General features: G+C 65.2%; 21 protein-coding genes. 17 read left to right on the top strand and 4 right to left on the bottom strand.

The features are described 5' to 3' along the window. From lipB to ACTG4X_RS32230, 4 genes are read right to left on the bottom strand one after another with little or no spacing between them, the layout of a single operon-like run. Window positions 1–696 (bottom strand): lipoyl(octanoyl) transferase LipB, encoded by a 696-nt coding sequence (lipB, locus tag ACTG4X_RS32245; protein WP_093057741.1) that lies wholly within the window; start codon window positions 694–696, stop codon window positions 1–3. Next, window positions 693–1,907, bottom strand: coding sequence for an MBL fold metallo-hydrolase (locus ACTG4X_RS32240; RefSeq protein ID WP_257014513.1), 1,215 nt, complete (start codon window positions 1,905–1,907; stop codon window positions 693–695). The genes lipB and ACTG4X_RS32240 overlap by 4 nt, the downstream gene beginning before the upstream one ends. Then, window positions 1,904–2,212 carry a YbeD family protein gene (locus tag ACTG4X_RS32235; RefSeq protein WP_093079048.1) on the bottom strand — a complete coding sequence of 103 codons (309 nt, stop codon included), beginning with the start codon at window positions 2,210–2,212 and terminating at the stop codon, window positions 1,904–1,906. Before ACTG4X_RS32235 ends, ACTG4X_RS32240 begins: the two co-directional genes overlap by 4 nt. Continuing rightward, window positions 2,209–3,102 (bottom strand): D-amino acid aminotransferase, encoded by an 894-nt coding sequence (locus ACTG4X_RS32230; protein ID WP_097197806.1) that lies wholly within the window; start codon window positions 3,100–3,102, stop codon window positions 2,209–2,211. Before ACTG4X_RS32230 ends, ACTG4X_RS32235 begins: the two co-directional genes overlap by 4 nt. Before the next feature lie 158 nt (window positions 3,103–3,260). Here ACTG4X_RS32230 and ACTG4X_RS32225 point away from each other — a divergent pair, with 158 nt between their 5' ends. From ACTG4X_RS32225 to ACTG4X_RS32145, 17 genes are all read left to right on the top strand, one after another. Continuing rightward, window positions 3,261–3,746 carry an ATP synthase subunit I gene (locus ACTG4X_RS32225; protein WP_093057738.1) on the top strand — a complete coding sequence of 162 codons (486 nt, stop codon included), beginning with the start codon at window positions 3,261–3,263 and terminating at the stop codon, window positions 3,744–3,746. 4 nt (window positions 3,747–3,750) lie between these two features. After that, the gene (gene atpB, locus ACTG4X_RS32220; protein ID WP_093057737.1) at window positions 3,751–4,620 is read left to right on the top strand and encodes a F0F1 ATP synthase subunit A; all 870 of its coding nucleotides are present in this window, start codon (window positions 3,751–3,753) and stop codon (window positions 4,618–4,620) included. 60 nt (window positions 4,621–4,680) lie between these two features. Next, on the top strand, window positions 4,681–4,944 hold the full coding sequence (atpE, locus tag ACTG4X_RS32215; RefSeq protein ID WP_007830191.1) for a F0F1 ATP synthase subunit C: 264 nt from the start codon (window positions 4,681–4,683) through the stop codon (window positions 4,942–4,944). An 88-nt stretch (window positions 4,945–5,032) separates the two neighbouring features. Continuing rightward, complete coding sequence (locus ACTG4X_RS32210; protein WP_093057736.1) at window positions 5,033–5,503, top strand: F0F1 ATP synthase subunit B; 471 nt, start codon at window positions 5,033–5,035, stop codon at window positions 5,501–5,503. A gap of 8 nt (window positions 5,504–5,511) precedes the next feature. Continuing rightward, complete coding sequence (locus ACTG4X_RS32205; RefSeq protein ID WP_097197807.1) at window positions 5,512–6,042, top strand: F0F1 ATP synthase subunit delta; 531 nt, start codon at window positions 5,512–5,514, stop codon at window positions 6,040–6,042. A 48-nt stretch (window positions 6,043–6,090) separates the two neighbouring features. Further along, window positions 6,091–7,644, top strand: a complete 1,554-nt coding sequence (gene atpA, locus ACTG4X_RS32200; RefSeq protein ID WP_093057734.1) for a F0F1 ATP synthase subunit alpha — start codon at window positions 6,091–6,093, stop codon at window positions 7,642–7,644. A gap of 33 nt (window positions 7,645–7,677) precedes the next feature. After that, window positions 7,678–8,553: a F0F1 ATP synthase subunit gamma gene (atpG, locus tag ACTG4X_RS32195; protein WP_093057733.1), complete on the top strand. Its 876-nt coding sequence runs from the start codon at window positions 7,678–7,680 to the stop codon at window positions 8,551–8,553. Window positions 8,554–8,643: 90 nt separating this feature from the next. Then, the gene (locus ACTG4X_RS32190) at window positions 8,644–9,030 is read left to right on the top strand and encodes a hypothetical protein (RefSeq protein WP_440532865.1); all 387 of its coding nucleotides are present in this window, start codon (window positions 8,644–8,646) and stop codon (window positions 9,028–9,030) included. A gap of 137 nt (window positions 9,031–9,167) precedes the next feature. Further along, window positions 9,168–10,568 carry a F0F1 ATP synthase subunit beta gene (gene atpD, locus ACTG4X_RS32185; RefSeq protein WP_093057731.1) on the top strand — a complete coding sequence of 467 codons (1,401 nt, stop codon included), beginning with the start codon at window positions 9,168–9,170 and terminating at the stop codon, window positions 10,566–10,568. 18 nt (window positions 10,569–10,586) lie between these two features. After that, on the top strand, window positions 10,587–11,006 hold the full coding sequence (locus ACTG4X_RS32180; RefSeq protein ID WP_093057730.1) for a F0F1 ATP synthase subunit epsilon: 420 nt from the start codon (window positions 10,587–10,589) through the stop codon (window positions 11,004–11,006). Between the two features lie 229 nt (window positions 11,007–11,235). Next, the gene (locus ACTG4X_RS32175) at window positions 11,236–12,405 is read left to right on the top strand and encodes an ROK family protein (RefSeq protein WP_093079044.1); all 1,170 of its coding nucleotides are present in this window, start codon (window positions 11,236–11,238) and stop codon (window positions 12,403–12,405) included. Continuing rightward, complete coding sequence (locus tag ACTG4X_RS32170) at window positions 12,402–13,940, top strand: sugar ABC transporter ATP-binding protein (RefSeq protein ID WP_440532864.1); 1,539 nt, start codon at window positions 12,402–12,404, stop codon at window positions 13,938–13,940. Before ACTG4X_RS32175 ends, ACTG4X_RS32170 begins: the two co-directional genes overlap by 4 nt. Further along, entirely contained in the window at window positions 13,903–14,934 is a 1,032-nt protein-coding gene (locus ACTG4X_RS32165; RefSeq protein WP_258352628.1) for an ABC transporter permease, read from the top strand. The genes ACTG4X_RS32170 and ACTG4X_RS32165 overlap by 38 nt, the downstream gene beginning before the upstream one ends. A 43-nt stretch (window positions 14,935–14,977) precedes the next feature. Further along, on the top strand, window positions 14,978–15,940 hold the full coding sequence (locus ACTG4X_RS32160; protein WP_440532863.1) for a substrate-binding domain-containing protein: 963 nt from the start codon (window positions 14,978–14,980) through the stop codon (window positions 15,938–15,940). Window positions 15,941–15,977: 37 nt separating this feature from the next. After that, window positions 15,978–17,105: a Gfo/Idh/MocA family protein gene (locus ACTG4X_RS32155; protein WP_440534449.1), complete on the top strand. Its 1,128-nt coding sequence runs from the start codon at window positions 15,978–15,980 to the stop codon at window positions 17,103–17,105. A gap of 25 nt (window positions 17,106–17,130) precedes the next feature. Further along, window positions 17,131–17,841, top strand: a complete 711-nt coding sequence (locus ACTG4X_RS32150) for a phosphatase PAP2 family protein (RefSeq protein ID WP_440532862.1) — start codon at window positions 17,131–17,133, stop codon at window positions 17,839–17,841. Between the two features lie 77 nt (window positions 17,842–17,918). Continuing rightward, on the top strand, window positions 17,919–18,440 hold the full coding sequence (locus ACTG4X_RS32145) for a DUF3617 domain-containing protein (RefSeq protein ID WP_093178508.1): 522 nt from the start codon (window positions 17,919–17,921) through the stop codon (window positions 18,438–18,440). Window positions 18,441–18,479: the final 39 nt, after the last annotated feature.

Raw genomic sequence — 18,479 nt, 5'->3', positions numbered from 1 at the left:
TCAAGGCGCCAGGAAAGTGGAGAGCTTCTGGCTCAGCACCGTGGCGGCTTCTTCCCATGTGGTTTGGATGCCGATTGTAGAAAGGTCGACCGTTTGCAGCCCTGCATAGCCGCAAGGGTTGATGCGGGAGAAGGGTTCGAGGTCCATCTGTACGTTGAGCGCCACGCCGTGGTAGGTGGCGTGGCGGCTCACCTTGATGCCCAGCGCGGCGATCTTTCCGAGGCCGCGGAACGGGTCGGCGGCGGGCATCGGGCCGGTCAGCGCGGCGTGCGAGAACGGGTCGTCCAGGCGCACGTAGATGCCCGGCGCGCCGGGCACGCGGTGGCCGGTCACGCCGAAATGGGCGAGCGTGCGCAGCACCGATTCCTCGATGCGGTAGACGTATTCCTTGACGAAGTAGCCCGCCCGGCGCAGGTCGATCAGCGGGTACGCCACCACCTGGCCGGGACCGTGGAAGGTGACTTGGCCGCCGCGGTCGGTCTGCACGATGGGGATTGCGCCAGGGTTCAGGATGTGGTCCTGCTTGCCCGCGATGCCTTGCGTGAACACCGGAGCGTGCTCGCAAATCCATAGCGCATCGGGTGTGTCGGGCGTGCGTTCCAGCGTGAACTGCTTCATGGCCGCGAAGGTATCGGCGTAGTCGACGCGGCCCAGAGGGTGCAGCTCGATGGCGGGAACGGTGGCGGTGTCTGTCATGGCATGGCCTGCTGCCGTGCAGGCAGCGTGCGGGTCTCGCCGATGGCGAGGGTGAAGAAGGCGTCGTCGGCCACGCCCTGGGCCTTGCGGGCGTCGGCCAGGTCCTTGGGCGACTGGTCGAGCGCCTCGTCGGTGAGCGAGAAGGTGGCCCAGTGCACGCCGAGGCTGCGCTTGGCGTGCAGGTCGCGGTGGATGCGCACGCTTTCGTCGGGGTTCACGTGCTGGTCGGTCATGAACCAGCGCGGCTCGTAGGCGCCGACGGGCAGCAGGGCCAGGTCGAAGCCGCCGCCCTGCGCGCTGCCCTGGCGCGGCGCGAGGCGGGCCTGGATGTCGGCGAAGTCCTTCGAGTAGCCGGTGTCGCCCGAATAGAAGGCATGCATCTTCGGCGAGAGCAATGCGAAGCCGCCCCACAGCGTCTTCATGCGGTCGCCGAGGCCGCGTGCGCTCCAGTGCTGGGCGGGTGTGAGGAAGACCTGCACCGCGTCGGGCGTGTCCGTGGCGATGCCTGCGCCGTTGCGCTGGATGCGGGCCTGTGCGACTTGTGGTGTTGTCATGGCGGCCGGCAATGTGACGCTGTCCCACCAGTCGAGCTCGACCGCATTCGTGATGCCGCGCTCCGCCAGCCACGGCGCGATGCCCAGCGGCACCACGAAGAGCGGGGGTCCGCCGGCCTGCATGGCGAGCGCCTTCACGCTGCCTTCGTCGAGATGGTCGTAGTGGTTGTGGCTGATCAGCACGAGGTCGATGTGCGGCAGGTCTTTCAGCGCCACGCCGGGCGGCTGGAAGCGCTTGGGGCCGGCGAACGAGACCAGCGAGGCGCGCTCGCCGAACACCGGGTCGGTCAGCACGCTGAGGCCGCCGCTTGCGGTCGGCACCTGCACGAGCACGGTGGCATGGCCGATGAAGGTGGCGGCGGGTCGGGTGGCGGCGCCCGTATTGGCCCGGATGAAGGCAAGGTCCGCCGAAACCACCGGCGGCGGCGCGCTCGGCGGTGGCGGCAGGCCCTTGAACCACGACGGCAGCTGCCAGCCGATGAGCACGTCGGTGAAGAAGTTCTTCGGCTTGAACTCGATGTAGTTGTCCTGGAAACCGTCGGGCCGATGGTGCTTGCGGCTGGCGTCGTAGTAGGGGTTCGGCGCCGCCGAGCAGGCGGCCGCGACGCTGCTGGCGCACAGCGCCACCGCGACGTGCCGCCAGCGGAAAGAGGTCAAAGCACGACCTTGACCATCGGGTGCGCGGACAGCGCGCGATACAGGTCGTCGAGCTGTTCGCGGCTGGTGGCCGTGACGGTGATGGTCACGCCGAGGTAGTTGCCGGCCTTGCTGTCGCGCAGCTCGACGGTGGTGGCGTCGAAGGTCGGATCGAATTGCTCGGCGATCTGCGTGACGGCATGCACGAAGCCGTCGACCTTGGCGCCCATCACCTTGATCGGAAACTGAGAGGGGTACTCGATCAGCGACTCCTTGCGCGGGTCGGGGATCGCGTTGGTGTCGGTGGTGGTCGTGTTGTCGGTCATGCCAGGGCTCCGTGCTTCTGTGCGTTGTGTTGCTTGGCCTGCTGGTAGGCCGCGTACAAGCTCTTGTAGATGGGGCCGGGGCGGCCGTTGCCAATAGGTTGGCCGTCGAGCGTGACGACGGGCAGCAGCTCCTTGCTGGCCGAGGAGATCAGCAGCTCGTCGGCGGCGAACACCTCGTCGCGCGAGATGGGGCGCAGCGCAAAGGGAATGCCGTGTGCCTTGCACAGGCGTTCGAACAGGCTGTAGCGGATGCCGGTCAGCACGAGGTTGTTCTTGGGCGGGCCCATCAGCTTGCCGTCCTTCACGATCCACACGTTGCTCGACGAGGCTTCGCTGAGCCATTCGTCGCGGAACATGATGGTCTCGGCCGCACCGGCTTCCACGCTGATCTGCCGCGCGAGCACGGCGCCCAGCAGGCTGGTGCTCTTGATGTGGGCCTTCTGCCAGCGGAAGTCGGCCGCAGTGACGCAGGCCACGCCCTTGGCGCGGACGGCGTCGGAAATCGGTGGCAGCGGGTTCACCATCACGAACACCGTCGGGCGCAGGCCGCGCACCATCGCGTGGTCGCGCGGAGCCACGCCGCGCGTCACCTGAAAGTACACTGACTGGGGTTCGTCGCCGCCGGGCTCGACCAGGCGCATCACGATCTCGCGCCATTGCTCGAGCGAAAGCGGGTTCTCCATTTGCAGCTCGGCGAGCGAGCGGTCGAGGCGGGCCATGTGCTCCTCGAAGCAGAAGGGCTGGCCGAAGTAGACGGGGACGTATTCGTAGATGCCGTCGCCGAAAATGAAGCCACGGTCGAGGACGCTGATCTTCGCGTCGCGCAGGGCGGTGTACTCGCCGTCGAGGTAACAAAGCGTGGCAGGCAGGGCGTCGGTGATAGGGTGCATGAAGGAATTATGGTTGTGTGCGCCGCGTCGGGTTCGCGTCAGGGAATGCAGCGTCGATTTGCATGCGCGACAGCGCGGGGTGGCGGGACCGGCTGGGTTTTTACTTATAATCAATGGCTTTGTAGAAATTCTGGGTCGTCATCCGGGCTTCATTCGAAATGAAAACAATCGCCCGTCAAGACTCGGAGGTCGCTGAAGACCTCGATGCAGAATTCAAGCCGTTGACCGCCGATGAGGCGCGTGAACTGCGAGCAAAGAACCCTTCGGTCTCCCCATGGCGGGTGATCGCGGGTCAGTTGGTTGTCGGTCTGGTGGTGGCTCTGGCCGCCTGGGGACTGACGGGGAGGCAAAATCTGGGTTGGTCCGCCGCTTACGGTGCGATCGCGGTGGTTGTTCCATCGGCGGTTTTCGCACGCGGGCTGACCGGTCGGTTTTCTTCCTTGAATCCGGGCACTGCGGTGTTCGGATTCTTCCTGTGGGAAATGGTCAAGATGGCCTTGTCCGTGGCGATGCTGATCGCCGCGCCAAGGCTGATAACGGCGCTGAGCTGGCCAGCAATGCTGATCGGCCTGGTGGTGACAATGAAGGCGGCCTGGTTGGCGGTGATGTTCTCGCCCCGGCGCCGGCAACAGAGAGACGAGTAACGGAATGGCTGCTGAAAACGCTGCGGAACATGGTCAGACCGCGGGTGAATACATCGTTCACCACTTGACGCACCTGCAAAGCTCCAAGCCCGGAGGTGTTGCTGACTTCTCGGTTTTCAATTTCGACTCGCTCTTTTTCTCGATCACGCTCGGCATCCTGGGTTGCTGGCTGCTCTGGCTGGCTGCCCGCAAGGCCACTTCGGGTGTTCCCGGCCGTTTTCAAGCGGCTGTCGAACTGCTCGTCGAAATGGTCGACCAGCAGGCCAAGGGCATCGTCCACAACGCCACGAGCCGCAAGTTCGTCGCACCGCTGGCCCTCACGATCTTCGTGTGGATCTTCCTGCTGAACGCAATGGACCTGTTCCCGGTCGATTTGTTCCCGGCAATCTGGGCCAAGATCTTCCACATCGCCGGCGAAGACCCGCACCACGCCTACCTGCGCGTCGTGCCCACCGCCGACCTCTCGGTGACCATGGGCATGTCGGTGGCAGTGCTGCTGATCTGCATCTACTACAACATCAAGATCAAGGGCGCCGGCGGCTGGATCCACGAGCTGTTCACCGCACCCTTCGGCAACCACTGGGCGCTGTACCCCTTCAACTTCGCCATGCAGATGATCGAGTTCGTCGCCAAGACGGTCTCGCACGGCATGCGGTTGTTCGGCAACATGTACGCCGGTGAACTGATCTTCCTGCTGATTGCCCTGATGGGTGGTGCCTGGTCCATGTCGGCCACCGGCATCGGCCTGGCCATCGGCCACATCATCGCGGGCACGGCCTGGGCCATCTTTCACATCCTGATCATCACGCTGCAAGCCTTCGTGTTCATGATGCTGACGCTGGTCTACATCGGCCAAGCCCACGATCACCACTGATCATCAGTTTTCGTTTCTGTTTTTTGTTTTCTCTTCAACCAAAGTCCTCTAGGAGTCATCATGGAAGTTATTAGCTTTGTTGCACTGGCCGCCGGCCTGATCATCGGTCTGGGCGCTGTGGGCGCATGTATCGGCATCGGCATCATGGGCAGCAAGTACCTCGAGTCGGCTGCACGTCAGCCTGAGCTCATGGGTGAACTTCAAACCAAGATGTTCCTGCTGGCTGGTCTGATCGACGCCGCTTTCATTATCGGCACCGGTATCGCTCTGTGGTTCGCAACGGCCAACCCGTTCCTGGCTCAGATCGCCAACCTGCCGAAGTAAGTCTTTCTCGTCGGACCTGCGTCGTCGTTCCCTAGTCCTCTGGCGTCTAGCGAATGGCTTCGATTCAATCCCAAAGAGAGGGTGAAAAGTGAGCATTACCGGTACCCTGATCGTTCAGATGATCGTGTTCCTGATCCTGGTCGGGTTCACGATGAAGTACGTGTGGCCGCCGATCGCGAAAGCGCTGGACGACCGCGCTGCGAAGATCGCCGAAGGCCTCGCTGCCGCCGACAAGGCCAAGTCCGAGCTGTCCGCCGCCAACAAGCGCGTGGAAGCCGAGCTGGGTCAGGCACGCAACGAGTCCGCACAACGTCTTGCCGACGCCGAACGTCGCGCCCAGGCCATCGTTGAAGAGGCCAAGGCCCGCGCGACCGAGGAAGGCAACAAGATCGTTGCAGCCGCACGCGTCGAAGCCGACCAGCAGGCACTGAAGGCCCGTGAAGCACTGCGCGAGCAGGTTGCCGCACTGGCCGTCAAGGGCGCAGAGCAGATTCTGCGCAAGGAAGTGAATGCAGGCGTTCACGCCGATTTGCTCGCCCGTCTGCAGACCGAACTCTGATAGAAGCCATGGCAGAACTCGCCACCATTGCACGCCCCTACGCCGAGGCGCTCTTCAAGGCGTCGTCGTCCGACGTCGCCGGAACCAGCGCCTGGCTCGAAAAGATTGCCGCCGTCGCGGCCAATCCGGAGCTCCAGCAGTTCGCCGACAACCCGAAGGCCACGGCCGAACAGGTGATCGGCGTGGTCGCCGGTGCATTCGGTGCACCGTTGGCCGCTCATGCCCAGAACTTCCTGGGTGCGCTCCTCGAGAACGGGCGCTTTTCGGTGCTGCCGGAAATTGCGAAGCAGTTCCGGGCACTGGCCAACGCGAAGAGCGGTTCGTCCGACGCCGTGGTCTACAGCGCCTTCCCGATCGACGGCGCTGCGCTGGCCAATGTGTCGGCCGCGCTCGAAAAGCGTTTCGGTCGCAAGCTCCAGGTCACGGTCCAGCAAGAGCCGGAACTGATCGGCGGCATTCGTGTGGTGGTCGGCGACGAGGTGCTCGACACCTCCGTCAAAGCGCGCCTTGAACAAATGAAAGTTGCGCTGGCAGCCTGACGGTTTCCAGCCCTCTACTTGTAGCCTCAAAGAAAGAAGGAAAGAGTCATGCAACTCAATCCCGCAGAAATTTCCGAACTGATCAAGAGCCGCATCGAGGGCCTCGGGGTCAGCGCCAACATCCGTAACGAAGGCACCGTGGTGTCGGTGACGGACGGCATCGTGCGCGTGCACGGCCTGTCCGACGCGATGCAGGGCGAAATGCTCGAATTCCCGCCCACGGCAGACGGCACGCCGTCGTTCGGCCTGGCGCTGAACCTCGAGCGCGACTCGGTCGGCGCCGTGATTCTGGGCGAGTACGAGCACATCTCCGAAGGCGACACCGTCAAGTGCACGGGCCGCATCCTGGAAGTGCCCGTGGGCCCCGAGCTCATCGGCCGCGTGGTGAACGCACTGGGCCAGCCGATCGACGGCAAGGGTCCGATCAACGCCAAGATGACCGACGTGATCGAAAAGGTCGCACCGGGCGTGATCGCCCGCAAGTCGGTCGACCAGCCGATGCAGACCGGCCTGAAGTCCATCGACTCGATGGTGCCCGTCGGCCGTGGCCAGCGCGAGCTGATCATCGGCGACCGCCAGACCGGCAAGACGGCAGTGGCCATCGACGCGATCATCAACCAGAAGGGTCAGAACATGACCTGCGTCTACGTTGCGATCGGCCAGAAGGCTTCGTCGATCAAGAACGTGGTGCGCGCACTGGAACAAGCCGGTGCCATGGACTACACCATCGTGGTTGCGGCTTCCGCTTCGGAATCGGCAGCCATGCAATACGTGTCGGCCTACTCGGGCTGCACGATGGGCGAATACTTCCGCGACCGCGGCGAAGACGCCCTGATCGTCTATGACGACCTGTCCAAGCAGGCCGTTGCTTACCGCCAGGTCTCGCTGCTGCTGCGCCGCCCGCCGGGCCGCGAAGCCTACCCCGGCGACGTGTTCTATCTCCACAGCCGTCTGCTCGAGCGCGCAGCCCGCGTGAACGCCGACTACGTCGAAGCCTTCACCAAGGGTGAAGTCAAGGGCAAGACCGGTTCGCTGACCGCACTGCCGATCATCGAAACGCAAGCCGGCGACGTGTCCGCTTTCGTGCCGACCAACGTGATCTCGATCACCGACGGTCAGATCTTCCTGGAAACCAACCTGTTCAACGCAGGTATCCGCCCCGCCATCAACGCCGGTATCTCGGTGTCGCGCGTGGGTTCGTCGGCTCAGACGAAGATCATCAAGGGCCTGTCCGGCGGTATCCGTACCGACTTGGCGCAGTACCGTGAACTGGCTGCGTTCGCGCAGTTCGCTTCCGACCTGGACGAAGCCACCCGCAAGCAGCTCGACCGCGGTGCCCGCGTGACCGAACTGCTGAAGCAGGCGCAGTACAGCCCGCTGCCGATCTCGCTGATGGGCGCGTCGCTGTTCGCCGTGAACAAGGGCTTCATGGACGACCTCGAAATCAAGAAGGTGCTGCCGTTCGAACATGGCCTGCACCAGTTCCTGAAGTCCAGCCACGCCCCGCTGCTCGACAAGATCGAGAAGGCCAAGGCGCTCGACAAGGAAGCGGAAGCCGAATTGCTGGCAGCCGTCACCGCGTTCAAGAAGTCGTTCGCCTGATCGACCCCTTGATCGACGCAAGAAGGAGCTCTCATGGCAGCTGGTAAGGAAATCCGCGGCAAGATCAAATCGGTGGAAAACACCAAGAAGATCACCAAGGCCATGGAAATGGTCTCGGTTTCCAAGATGCGCAAGGCGCAGGAACGCATGCGCGCCGCTCGCCCCTACAGCGAAAAGATCCGCAACATCGCAGCCAACCTCGGCAAGGCGAACCCGGAGTACACCCACGCGTTCATGAAGACGACCGATGCCAAGGGCGTCGGCTTCATCATCGTGACCAGCGACAAGGGCCTGTGCGGCGGCTTGAACACCAACCTGCTGCGTGCCGTCACCGGCAAGCTGCGCGAAGCGCAGGCAGCGGGCAACGTGGTCGAGTCGGTCGCCATCGGCAACAAGGGTCTGGGTTTCCTGAACCGCATCGGCGCCCGCGTGGTGGCCCATGTGACGCAGCTGGGCGACACGCCGCATCTGGACAAGCTCATCGGGCCGGTCAAGACGCTGCTGGACGCCTATGCCGAAGGCAAGCTGTCGGCGGTGTACCTGTGCTACACGAAGTTCATCAACACCATCAAGCAAGAGCCGATGGTGGAGCAACTGCTGCCGCTGAAGGCCGAGACGCTGCAAACCGAGTCGGGCCATCATTCGTGGGACTACATCTACGAACCCGACGCGCAAAGCGTGATCGACGAGCTGCTGGTGCGCTACGTGGAATCGCTGGTGTACCAGGCCGTGGCCGAAAACATGGCGTCCGAGCACTCGGCGCGCATGGTGGCCATGAAGGCTGCGACCGACAACGCGGGTAACGTGATCAGCGAACTGAAGCTGGTCTACAACAAGACCCGTCAGGCAGGCATCACCAAAGAGCTGTCCGAAATCGTGTCCGGCGCGGCCGCGGCCGCAGGCGTTTGATTGAGGCAATGCAACAGGCCGCGTTGCTGATCGGATGCGCTCTGCGCGCCCGGTAACCCAAGGCCTTTATTTAAGGGGACTCTGCGCAAAATGAAGAAGATTCTTGCTCTGGTGGCTATTGCTGCCGCTCTGACTGCTTGTTCCAAGAAGGAAGAGGCGCCCGCGCCTGCACCGGCTCCCGCTGCTGCACCCGCCTCTCCGGCTCCTGCCCCCGCTCCCGCAGCAGCGCCGGCTGCTCCCGCTGCAGCCCCGACGGCATCGGCCGCCGACCTGCCGCAGGAGTGCAACGACTACCTGGCCAAGGTGCAAACCTGCGTGGGTTCGCAAAGCGGCGCCGCTGCTGACGCGATGAAGGCCAGTCTCGACCAGACGAAGGCCACCTGGGCTTCGATGGGCGCCGACAAGGCCGCGTTGGGCCAGGCCTGCAAGGCTGCTTCGGACGCTTTCGCTGCGCAAGCGACGGCCATGAAGTGCTGATGAACTGACGAGAAGAAGTAGAGATTCAAGGGTGCCGGCCCGTCCGGCATTCTTGCAAAAGCGGCCCGTTTTGGCACCAGGACGCTTCTGCAAGAACCTGTCGCAAATTTATTGAGATCCATCCAGAAGGAAACGCCATGGCTGAAGGAAAAATTGTCCAATGTATCGGCGCCGTGGTCGACGTGGAGTTCCCGCGTGACCAGATGCCCAAGGTGTACGACGCCTTGAAATTCGAAGGCGGCGGGCTGACCCTCGAAGTTCAGCAGCTGCTCGGCGACGGCGTGGTGCGCACCATTGCACTGGGCTCGTCCGACGGCCTGCGCCGCGGCCTGATCGTGACCAACACCGGTGCACCCATCACCGTGCCGGTCGGCAAGGCCACGCTCGGCCGCATCATGGACGTGCTCGGCCGTCCGATCGACGAGCGCGGCGAAGTGGGCCAGGAGCTCACCGCTTCCATCCACCGCAAGGCTCCCGCGTACGACGAGCTGTCGCCCTCGCAAGACCTGCTGGAAACCGGCATCAAGGTGATCGACCTGGTGTGCCCGTTCGCCAAGGGCGGCAAGGTGGGCCTGTTCGGCGGCGCCGGCGTGGGCAAGACCGTGAACATGATGGAACTCATCAACAACATCGCCAAGGCTCACTCGGGTCTGTCGGTGTTCGCCGGTGTGGGTGAACGTACTCGCGAAGGCAACGACTTCTATCACGAGATGGCCGACTCCGGCGTCGTGAACCTCGAGAAGCTCGAGGACTCGAAGGTGGCCATGGTCTACGGCCAGATGAACGAACCCCCGGGCAACCGTCTGCGCGTGGCGCTGACCGGCCTGACCATCGCCGAGTCGTTCCGCGACGAAGGCCGTGACGTTCTGTTCTTCGTGGACAACATCTACCGCTACACGCTGGCCGGTACCGAAGTGTCGGCTCTGCTGGGCCGCATGCCTTCCGCCGTGGGCTACCAGCCGACGCTGGCTGAAGAAATGGGCCGCCTGCAAGAGCGGATCACGTCGACCAAGGTCGGCTCGATCACCTCGATCCAGGCCGTGTACGTCCCCGCCGACGACTTGACCGACCCGTCGCCCGCCACGACCTTCGCTCACTTGGACTCGACCGTGGTGCTGTCGCGCGACATCGCCTCGCTCGGTATCTACCCCGCCGTGGACCCGCTGGACTCGACCTCGCGCCAGCTCGACCCGAACGTGGTCGGCGAAGAGCACTACAACGTGGCCCGCGCCGTGCAAGGCACGCTGCAGCGCTACAAGGAACTGCGCGACATCATCGCCATTCTGGGCATGGACGAACTGGCTCCCGACGACAAGCTGGCCGTGGCCCGTGCCCGGAAGATCCAGCGTTTCCTGTCGCAGCCGTTCCACGTGGCCGAAGTGTTCACGGGTTCGCCCGGCAAGTACGTGCCGCTGGCCGAAACCATCCGTGGTTTCAAGATGATCGTGAACGGCGAAGCCGACCACCTGCCGGAACAAGCGTTCTACATGGTGGGCACCATCGACGAAGCGTTCGAAAAAGCCAAGAAGGTCGCTTAAGGCGGCATAGGAACTCAGATGGCAAACACCATTCACGTCGACGTGGTCAGCGCGGAAGAGTCGATCTTCTCGGGCGAAGCCAGGTTCGTCGCGCTGCCCGGTGAAGCCGGTGAGCTCGGCATCTATCCGCGCCACACTCCGCTGATCACGCGCATCCGCCCCGGCGCCGTGCGCATCGAAACGGCCGACGGCAAGGAAGAGTTCGTCTTCGTGGCCGGCGGCATTCTCGAGGTGCAGCCCAACGCCGTCACCGTGCTGTCCGACACCGCGATCCGCGGCAAGGACCTCGATGACGAGAAGGCCAACCAGGCCAAGGCCGCCGCCGAGGAAGCGCTGAAGAACGCGAAGAGCGACATCGACATCGCGATGGCGCAGTCCGAGCTGGCCGTGATGGCCGCCCAGATCGCCGCCCTGCGCAAGTACCGCCAGAAGAAGTAATCGGTCTTCCCGATTGCTCCGACAAGAAGCCGCCTTCGGGCGGCTTTTTTGCGTCCGTACGCTTTCGCTCGATCATCTTTGGCTGAAACATGGTCGAAGTTCGGCCTTGTCTGGCTGAAGAGCGCCGCCTAGTATTCGCCTTCGTCCAGCAGCCGGGCTGCGGGCGCAAAGCAAAAGAACACCGGAGACAAAGCGCGTGGCACCCTGGAGTGGCATCACTGCGGACGAGATGCGGCTGCTGGAAACGACCTTCTGGTCGGCCGGCGGCTCGCGCCACGCCATGGCCGAGCAACTCGGCTTTTCCAAGAGCAAAGCCAACGGGCTGATCGCCGGCCTCGTCGACCAGGGCCTGCTCGCCGAAGCCGGCCTGCAACGTTCCTCAGGCGGTCGCCGCGCGGAAAACCTCCAACTGCATGCCGGCCTTGGCGTGCTCGTCGGCATCGACATCGGCGCCACCAGCCTCGACGTGGCCGTGCTTCGGCCCGATCTCACCGTGCTCGCGCAGCACGACGAACCGGCCGACGTGCGCGAAGGCCCGGCCGTGGTGCTGGCCCGCGTGCGCACGCTCATGCGCGAACTGCTGGCCCGCTGCAACGCGAGCGCCAAGGACGTGCTCGGCATCGGCATCGGCGTGCCCGGCCCCGTCAACTTCGAGATCGGCCAACTCGTGAACCCGCCGCTGATGCCCGCGTGGGACAGCTTCTCCATCCGCGACTACCTGCGCGAGGACTACGCCGCGCCCGTCTTCGTCGACAACGACGTGAATCTTATGGCGCTCGGTGAGCTGTGGCGCCTCAAGCGCTCGCTGACCAACTTCCTCGTCATCAAGATCGGCACCGGAATCGGCTGCGGCATCGTCTGCCACGGCGAGGTATACCGCGGCGCCGCAGGCTCGGCCGGTGACGTGGGCCACATCTGCGTCGACCAGGAAGGCCCCCGCTGCCACTGCGGCAACCTCGGCTGTGTCGAGGCCATGGCCGCCGGCCCCGCGATCACGCGCATGGCGATGCAGGCGGCCGAGGCCGGCGAGAGCGCGACGCTGGCCGAGTGCCTGCGCGTGCATGGGCGCATCGACGCCATCGATGTGGGCCAGGCCAGCCGCGGCGGCGACACGGCCGCCAACGCCATCATCCAGCGCGCGGGCAGCCTGATCGGGCAGATGCTCGCGTCGGTCGTCAACTTCTTCAATCCGTCGCATGTGTTCATCGGCGGCGGCATCACGCGCATCGGCCCGCTGTTTCTTGCGGCCGTGCGGCAGAGCGTGTACCAGCGCTCACTGGCGCTCTCCACGCGGCATCTGGAAATCCAGTACACGCCGCTGGGCATGCAGGGCGGCCTGATCGGCGCCGGCGTGCTCGCGATGCAAGAGACCCTGAAGGCCCGCGGAGTGGCGCCATGAACGCGGCCGAGAACATCAAGGGCAGCGTCGCTGTCGAGTTCGATGGCGTGGTCAAGGCCTTCGGCCCCGTGCAGGTGCTGCACGGCGTGAGCTTTGCGCTCGCGCCCGGCCACGTCTACGGCCTGCTCGGCGAGAACGGCGCGGGCAAGTCCACACTGATGAAGATCCTGGCTGGCTACGAGCCGCTGAGCGGAGGCACGCTGCGCGTCAACGGACAGCCGCAGCAGTTCGCGAGCTCGCGCGATGCCGAAGCACTGGGCATCGTGCTGATCCACCAGGAGTTCAATCTCGCCGAAGACCTGAGCGTGGCGCAGAACATCTTCCTCGGCCACGAGAAGAAAAAGGGCTGGCTGCTCGACGATGCCTCGATGGAACGCGACGCCGCCACCGCACTTGCAGCAGTGGGCCTGACCATCGACCCCCGCACCAAGGTGCGAAAGCTCATCGTCGCCGAGAAGCAACTCGTCGAGATCGCGAAAGCCATCGCCCGCCGCGCACGCCTGCTCATCATGGACGAGCCCACGGCAACGCTGACGCCGGGCGAGACCGAACGCCTGTTCAAGCTCATCGCCCAGCTGCGCGCCGATGGCGTCACCATCGTCTACATCTCGCACAAGCTCGACGAAGTGGAGCAGGTGACGGACGAAGTCATCGTCATGCGCGACGGCCGCTTCGTCGCGCGCGCGCCGACGTCCGAGGTCACGCGCCAGCAGATGGCCAACCTCATGGTGGGCCGCGAACTGGCCGACCTCTACCCGCCGCGCGACGTGGTCGTCGCCGCCGACGCGCCCGCCATGCGCGTGCGCAACTTCTGCGTGCCCGGCTGGGCGCAGGACGCGAGCTTCGAAGTGCGCCCCGGCGAAATCCTCGGCTTCGCAGGCCTCGTCGGCGCGGGCCGCACTGAACTCTTCGAGGGCCTGCTCGGCCTGCGCCCCGCGAGCGGCAGCGTAGAGATGCTCGGCAAGCCCGTGCCCCACGACAAGGGCTGGCGCAACCCGCGCGATGCCGCCAAGCACGGCCTCACCTACCTCAGCGAAGACCGCAAGGGCAAGGGCCTGCACGTCAATTTCGGCCTGCGCCAGAACCTCACGCTGATGGCGCTCGAACGCTACGCCCAGCCCTGGCTCAAGCCCGAGGCCGAACGCGGCGCCTTGGCCGAGGCGGTGAAGGACTACGGCATTCGCACCGGCTCGCTCGACGTCAAGGCGTCGTCGCTGTCGGGCGGCAACCAGCAGAAGCTCGCGCTCGCCAAGGTGCTTCAGCCGCAGCCCAAGGTGGTGGTGCTTGACGAGCCCACGCGCGGCGTCGACGTGGGCGCCAAGCGCGACATCTATTTCCTGATCCAGCGACTCGCCCGCGAAGGGCTCGCGGTGATCGTCGTCTCGTCGGAGCTGATGGAGCTGATCGGCCTGTGCCACCGCGTCGCGGTGATGCGCGCGGGCCGTCTCGTTGCCACACTCGACGCGGACCATCTGACTGAAGAGGAGCTCATCGCTCATGCCACCGGAACAGCCAACACCACCGCAGACGCTTGAAGCCGCGCAGCAGCAGCACCGCAGCGAGGCCAAGCCGGGCTGGGTGCAGCGCCTGCACGGGCTCGGCCCGGTCATCGGCCTCGTGCTGCTGTGCATTGCCGGCACGCTGCTGAACGGCGACTTCGCGACCCTCGACAACGCGATGAACGTGCTCACGCGCACGGCCTTCATCGGCATCATCGCGGTGGGCATGTGCTTCGTGATCATCTCCGGCGGCATCGACCTGTCGGTGGGCTCGATGGCCGCACTCATCGCGGGCAGCGTGATCATGTTCATCAACTGGGCCGGCCCGGCCTCGGGCTCGCCGCTGCTCGCAGTGGTGATGGGCGCTGTACTGGCGGTGGTGCTCGGTGCGGTGTTCGGGCTCGCGCATGGCCTGCTCATTACCAAGGGGCGCATCGAGCCCTTCATCGTGACGCTGGGCACGCTCGGCATCTTCCGCGCATACCTCACGTACTTTGCCGACGGCGGCGCGCTCACGCTCGACAACGACCTGTCGGACCTCTACGCGCCGGTGTACTACGCGAGCCTCGCGGGCATCCCTGTGCCGGTGTGGGTGTTCGTGATCGTCGCGGTCATCGGCGGAGTCATCCTCAATCGCACAGCGTATGGGCGCTACGTGCAGGCCATCGGCTCGAACGAACAGGTGGCGCGCTACGCGGCAGTCGACGTCGACCGCGTGAAGATCCTCACCTACGTGCTGCTCGGCGTGTGCGTAGGCATTGCCACGCTGCTGTACGTGCCGCGCCTGGGCTCGGCCTCGCCGACCACCGGCCTGCTGTGGGAGCTCGAAGCCATTGCCGCGGTGATCGTCGGCGGCACCGCGCTCAAGGGCGGCGCGGGCAGCATCACCGGCACCGTGGTGGGCGCGATCCTGCTCTCGGTCATCAGCAACATCCTGAACCTCACCAGCATCATCAGCGTGTACCTGAACGCTGCGGTGCAGGGCTTCGTGATCATCATCGTCGCGTTCCTCCAGCGAGGCCGCCGCTAATCCCTTTCCCGTTCGTTCCATCAACCACAAGGAGACACCCAGCATGACGACTTTCACCCGACGCCTCGCACTCACGGCAGTTGCCGCCGCAGCGTTCGCCAGCCTGCCCGCGCTTGCCGCGGAAAAGGTCAACCTCGGCGTTTCGATTCCCGCGGCCACGCACAGCTTCATGGGCGGCATCAACTACTGGGCCAACCAGGCGAAGAAAGACCTGGAGAAGGAACACAAGGACCTGAAGATCACGATCAAGACGGCGGCCAACGCACCCGAGCAGGCCAACCAGCTGCAAGACCTGTCGACCGTCACCAAGATCAACGCGCTGGTCGTGTTCCCGTTCGAGTCGGCGGCGCTGACCAAGCCCGTCGCGCAGGTCAAGGCCAAGGGCGCCTACGTGACCGTGGTCGACCGCGGCCTCACCGACACCAGCGCACAAGATGCGTACGTTGCCGGCGACAACACGGCCTTCGGCAAGATCCCGGCCGAATACATCGTGAAGCAGCTGGGCGGCAAGGGCAACGTGGTGGCGCTGCGCGGCATTGCGACCACGCTCGACAACGAGCGCATGGACGCCTTCAATGCCGTGCTCAAGAGCAGCCCCGACATCAAGCTGCTCGACGCCAAGTACGCCAACTGGAACCGCGACGACGCCTTCAAGGTCACGCAGGACTACCTCACGCGCTTCAAGAGCATCGATGCCATCTGGGCCGCCGACGACGACATGGCCGTGGGCGTGCTGAAGGCCATCGAGCAGGCCAAGCGCGACGACATCAAGATCATTTTCGGCGGCGCGGGCGCCAAGGGCATGGTCAAGACCATCATGGACGGCAAGGACAAGCGCATCACCGCCGACGTGAGCTACTCGCCGAAGTTCATCTACGACGCGATCAAGCTGACGGCCGAGGCACGCCTGAAGGGCGAGAAGCTGCCGGCGACGACGATCATTCCTTCGGTGCTCATCACCAAAGAGAACGCCAAGGACTTCTACCACCCCAACTCGCCTTTCTAAGGTGACCGAGATCGCTTCTCGCAAGCTCCGCTACGCCATGGTCGGCGGCGGGCGCGACGCCTTCATCGGCGGCGTGCACCGCAAGGCCATGGCGCTCGACGGCCAGATCGAGCTCGTGGCCGGCGCGCTGTCGTCGAGCCCGGACAAGGCACGCGCCTCGGGCCGAGACCTCGGCCTGGCCGATGACCGCAACCACGGCGACTGGCAGGCGTTGCTGGCCGACGAGCTGAAGCGCCCGGAGGACGAGCGCATCGACTTCGTGTCGATCGTCACGCCCAACCACGTGCACTTTCCGGTGGCGCAGGCCTTTGCCGAAGCGGGCTGCCATGTGGTGTGCGACAAGCCGCTGGTGCACACGCGCGAGCAGGCCGATGCGCTGGTCGCGACCGTGGCGAAGCAGGGCACGGTGTTCGGCGTCACCTACAACTACACCGGCTATCCGATGGTGCGGCAGGCGCGCGAGATGGTGCGCTCGGGCCAGATCGGCGAGGTCCGCAAGGTCGTCGTCGAATACAACCAGGGCTGGCTCGCAAGCCACGTCGAAGGCGGCACCAACAAGCAGGCCGACTGGCGCACCGACCCCGCACGCAGCGGCGCGGCCGGTGCCATCGGCGACATCGGCTCGCATGCCGAGAACCTCGTGGCCACAGTCACCGGACTGCAGATCGAAAGCCTGTGCGCCGACCTCGGCGCGCTGGTGCCGGGCCGCATGCTCGACGACGACGGCAGCCTGCTGCTGCGTTTCAAGGGCGGCGCACGCGGTGTGCTCATCGCTTCGCAGATCAACACCGGCCTGGAGAACGACCTGCGCCTGCGCGTGTCGGGCACGCTGGGCACGCTCGAATGGCGTCAGGAGCAGCCGAGCCGGCTGGTGCACCTGCCGCATGACGGGCCCCTGCGCGTGTTGACGCGCGGCGCGGCGTGGCTGTGCGAATCGGCGCAGCGCGCAAGCCGGCTGCCGGCGGGGCACCCCGAAGGCTTCATCGAGGCTTTTGCGAATGTCTATGCGGGCGTGGCGGCGGACATCCGCGCCCGGCTCGCGGGCCAGCCGGCCGATCCGCTGGATGCTGACTACCCGCGCGTGGAAGACGGCGCGCGTGGGGTGCGCTTCATCGAACGCACGGTGGCTTCGTCGAAAAGCGAATTAAAGTGGACGCCCTGGTAGCGCGCGACGCGCTGCTCAGGCCTCCATGACACCCTCCGCATCCGACGCTTCTTCTTCTTCTTCATCGGCAACGCAGCCCTGGCTCGCCGCCCTCTGGCGCCGCTGCATCACGCTGTTCCCCCTGAAGCTGGTCGGCAACACGGTCGCCACCCTCGGCTTCTTCCCGCTGTACTTCTGGATCATGAAGAACGCTGGCCAGGCCTGGGTGCTGCCGCTCACACCCATCGACCGGCTGATCGCCTTCTGGCCGGCGCTGCTGCCGGTGTACCTCTCGCTCTGGGGCTACATCGCGCTGCCGGTGCTGCTGGCCAAAGACAAGCGCGAGCTGCTGGGCTTCTCCTTCGGCTGCGCGGCCATGACGGTGCTGGCGCTGCTCGTGTTCTGGTTCATGCCCACGGCGATTCCCAACTTCGCGGTCGAGGCCGCCCCGGGCACCTCGCTGCAGTTCCTCAAGATGGTCGACTCGGCCGGCAACGCCTTTCCCTCGCTGCACGTCTCGTTCTCGGTGTTCGCCTGCGTCATGCTGGCGCGGCAGTTGCGCGATGTGGGTGCGCCGGTTTGGCTTCGCGTCGTGAACGCGGCCTGGGCCGCGGGCATCGTCTATTCGACGATGGCGGTGCGCCAGCATGTGCTGATCGACGTGCTGGGTGGCCTCGCGCTGGGTGTGGCGCTCGGCGTCGTCACGCGGCAGCGCGGCCCGGTGCTCGCGCCGGCGCAGCAGGCGCGTCCGGCTTAGGCCGATTGCGCTATTCCGCCGCCGCGGTGCGCGCGGTACAACCCGGGGATCGTCGTCCACCGCTGCGGGAGCCTGTCATGAAGATCCGTTTGTCCGCCGTCGCTGCCTGCATGGCGGCCAGCGCCATCGCGTGTCCCGCGTTCGCGCTCGATTTCCCTTCGCGCAAGCCCGGCCTGTGGGAAATCCAGTCCGGAGACCCCACGGGCAAGGGCGCCGGCCACACCATGCAGCAGTGCATCGACGCGGCCAGTGACAAGGCGCTGCGCGACATGGGCCAGGGCATGGGCAAGGACATGTGCTCCAAGCAGGAGCTGCGCGCCGACGGCGGCAAGCTGGTGATGGACTCGGTCTGCAAGATCGGCAACACCGTCGCCACCTCGCATGCAGTGATGAGCGGCGACTTCAGCACCGCCTACCGCATGGAAAGCAAGTCGACCTACAACCCGCCGCTGATGGGCCGCGCCGAAGGCGCGAGCGTCATGGAAGCAAAGTGGATCGGCCCCTGCAAGGCCGACCAGAAGCCGGGCGACATGGTCATGTCCAACGGCATGAAGATGAACGTGCTCGACATGATGAACAACCGGCCCAAGAAGCCGTAGCCTGTCGCGCAAGCCCGGCTGCGCCTACCATGGCGTGCC

This window comes from Variovorax sp. YR566 (assembly GCF_051992195.1).
In the GTDB taxonomy this organism is placed as follows: Bacteria; Pseudomonadota; Gammaproteobacteria; order Burkholderiales; family Burkholderiaceae_C; genus Variovorax.
The sequence above is the reverse complement of the archived record's forward strand: the minus strand, read 5'-3'. Positions and strand labels throughout refer to the sequence as shown.

Excerpts from the sequence above, each read along its gene's own strand:
- lipB (WP_093057741.1), bottom strand. The coding sequence starts at position 696 with ATGACAGACACCGCCACCGTTCCCGCCATCGAGCTGCACCCTCTGGGC.
- ACTG4X_RS32235 (WP_093079048.1), bottom strand. The coding sequence starts at position 2,212 with ATGACCGACAACACGACCACCACCGACACCAACGCGATCCCCGACCCG.
- ACTG4X_RS32230 (WP_097197806.1), bottom strand. The coding sequence starts at position 3,102 with ATGCACCCTATCACCGACGCCCTGCCTGCCACGCTTTGTTACCTCGAC.
- ACTG4X_RS32225 (WP_093057738.1), top strand. The coding sequence starts at position 3,261 with ATGAAAACAATCGCCCGTCAAGACTCGGAGGTCGCTGAAGACCTCGAT.
- atpB (WP_093057737.1), top strand. The coding sequence starts at position 3,751 with ATGGCTGCTGAAAACGCTGCGGAACATGGTCAGACCGCGGGTGAATAC.
- atpE (WP_007830191.1), top strand. The coding sequence starts at position 4,681 with ATGGAAGTTATTAGCTTTGTTGCACTGGCCGCCGGCCTGATCATCGGT.
- ACTG4X_RS32205 (WP_097197807.1), top strand. The coding sequence starts at position 5,512 with ATGGCAGAACTCGCCACCATTGCACGCCCCTACGCCGAGGCGCTCTTC.
- atpA (WP_093057734.1), top strand. The coding sequence starts at position 6,091 with ATGCAACTCAATCCCGCAGAAATTTCCGAACTGATCAAGAGCCGCATC.
- atpG (WP_093057733.1), top strand. The coding sequence starts at position 7,678 with ATGGCAGCTGGTAAGGAAATCCGCGGCAAGATCAAATCGGTGGAAAAC.
- ACTG4X_RS32190 (WP_440532865.1), top strand. The coding sequence starts at position 8,644 with ATGAAGAAGATTCTTGCTCTGGTGGCTATTGCTGCCGCTCTGACTGCT.
- atpD (WP_093057731.1), top strand. The coding sequence starts at position 9,168 with ATGGCTGAAGGAAAAATTGTCCAATGTATCGGCGCCGTGGTCGACGTG.
- ACTG4X_RS32180 (WP_093057730.1), top strand. The coding sequence starts at position 10,587 with ATGGCAAACACCATTCACGTCGACGTGGTCAGCGCGGAAGAGTCGATC.
- ACTG4X_RS32175 (WP_093079044.1), top strand. The coding sequence starts at position 11,236 with ATGCGGCTGCTGGAAACGACCTTCTGGTCGGCCGGCGGCTCGCGCCAC.
- ACTG4X_RS32170 (WP_440532864.1), top strand. The coding sequence starts at position 12,402 with ATGAACGCGGCCGAGAACATCAAGGGCAGCGTCGCTGTCGAGTTCGAT.
- ACTG4X_RS32165 (WP_258352628.1), top strand. The coding sequence starts at position 13,903 with ATGCCACCGGAACAGCCAACACCACCGCAGACGCTTGAAGCCGCGCAG.
- ACTG4X_RS32160 (WP_440532863.1), top strand. The coding sequence starts at position 14,978 with ATGACGACTTTCACCCGACGCCTCGCACTCACGGCAGTTGCCGCCGCA.
- ACTG4X_RS32155 (WP_440534449.1), top strand. The coding sequence starts at position 15,978 with ATGGTCGGCGGCGGGCGCGACGCCTTCATCGGCGGCGTGCACCGCAAG.
- ACTG4X_RS32150 (WP_440532862.1), top strand. The coding sequence starts at position 17,131 with ATGACACCCTCCGCATCCGACGCTTCTTCTTCTTCTTCATCGGCAACG.
- ACTG4X_RS32145 (WP_093178508.1), top strand. The coding sequence starts at position 17,919 with ATGAAGATCCGTTTGTCCGCCGTCGCTGCCTGCATGGCGGCCAGCGCC.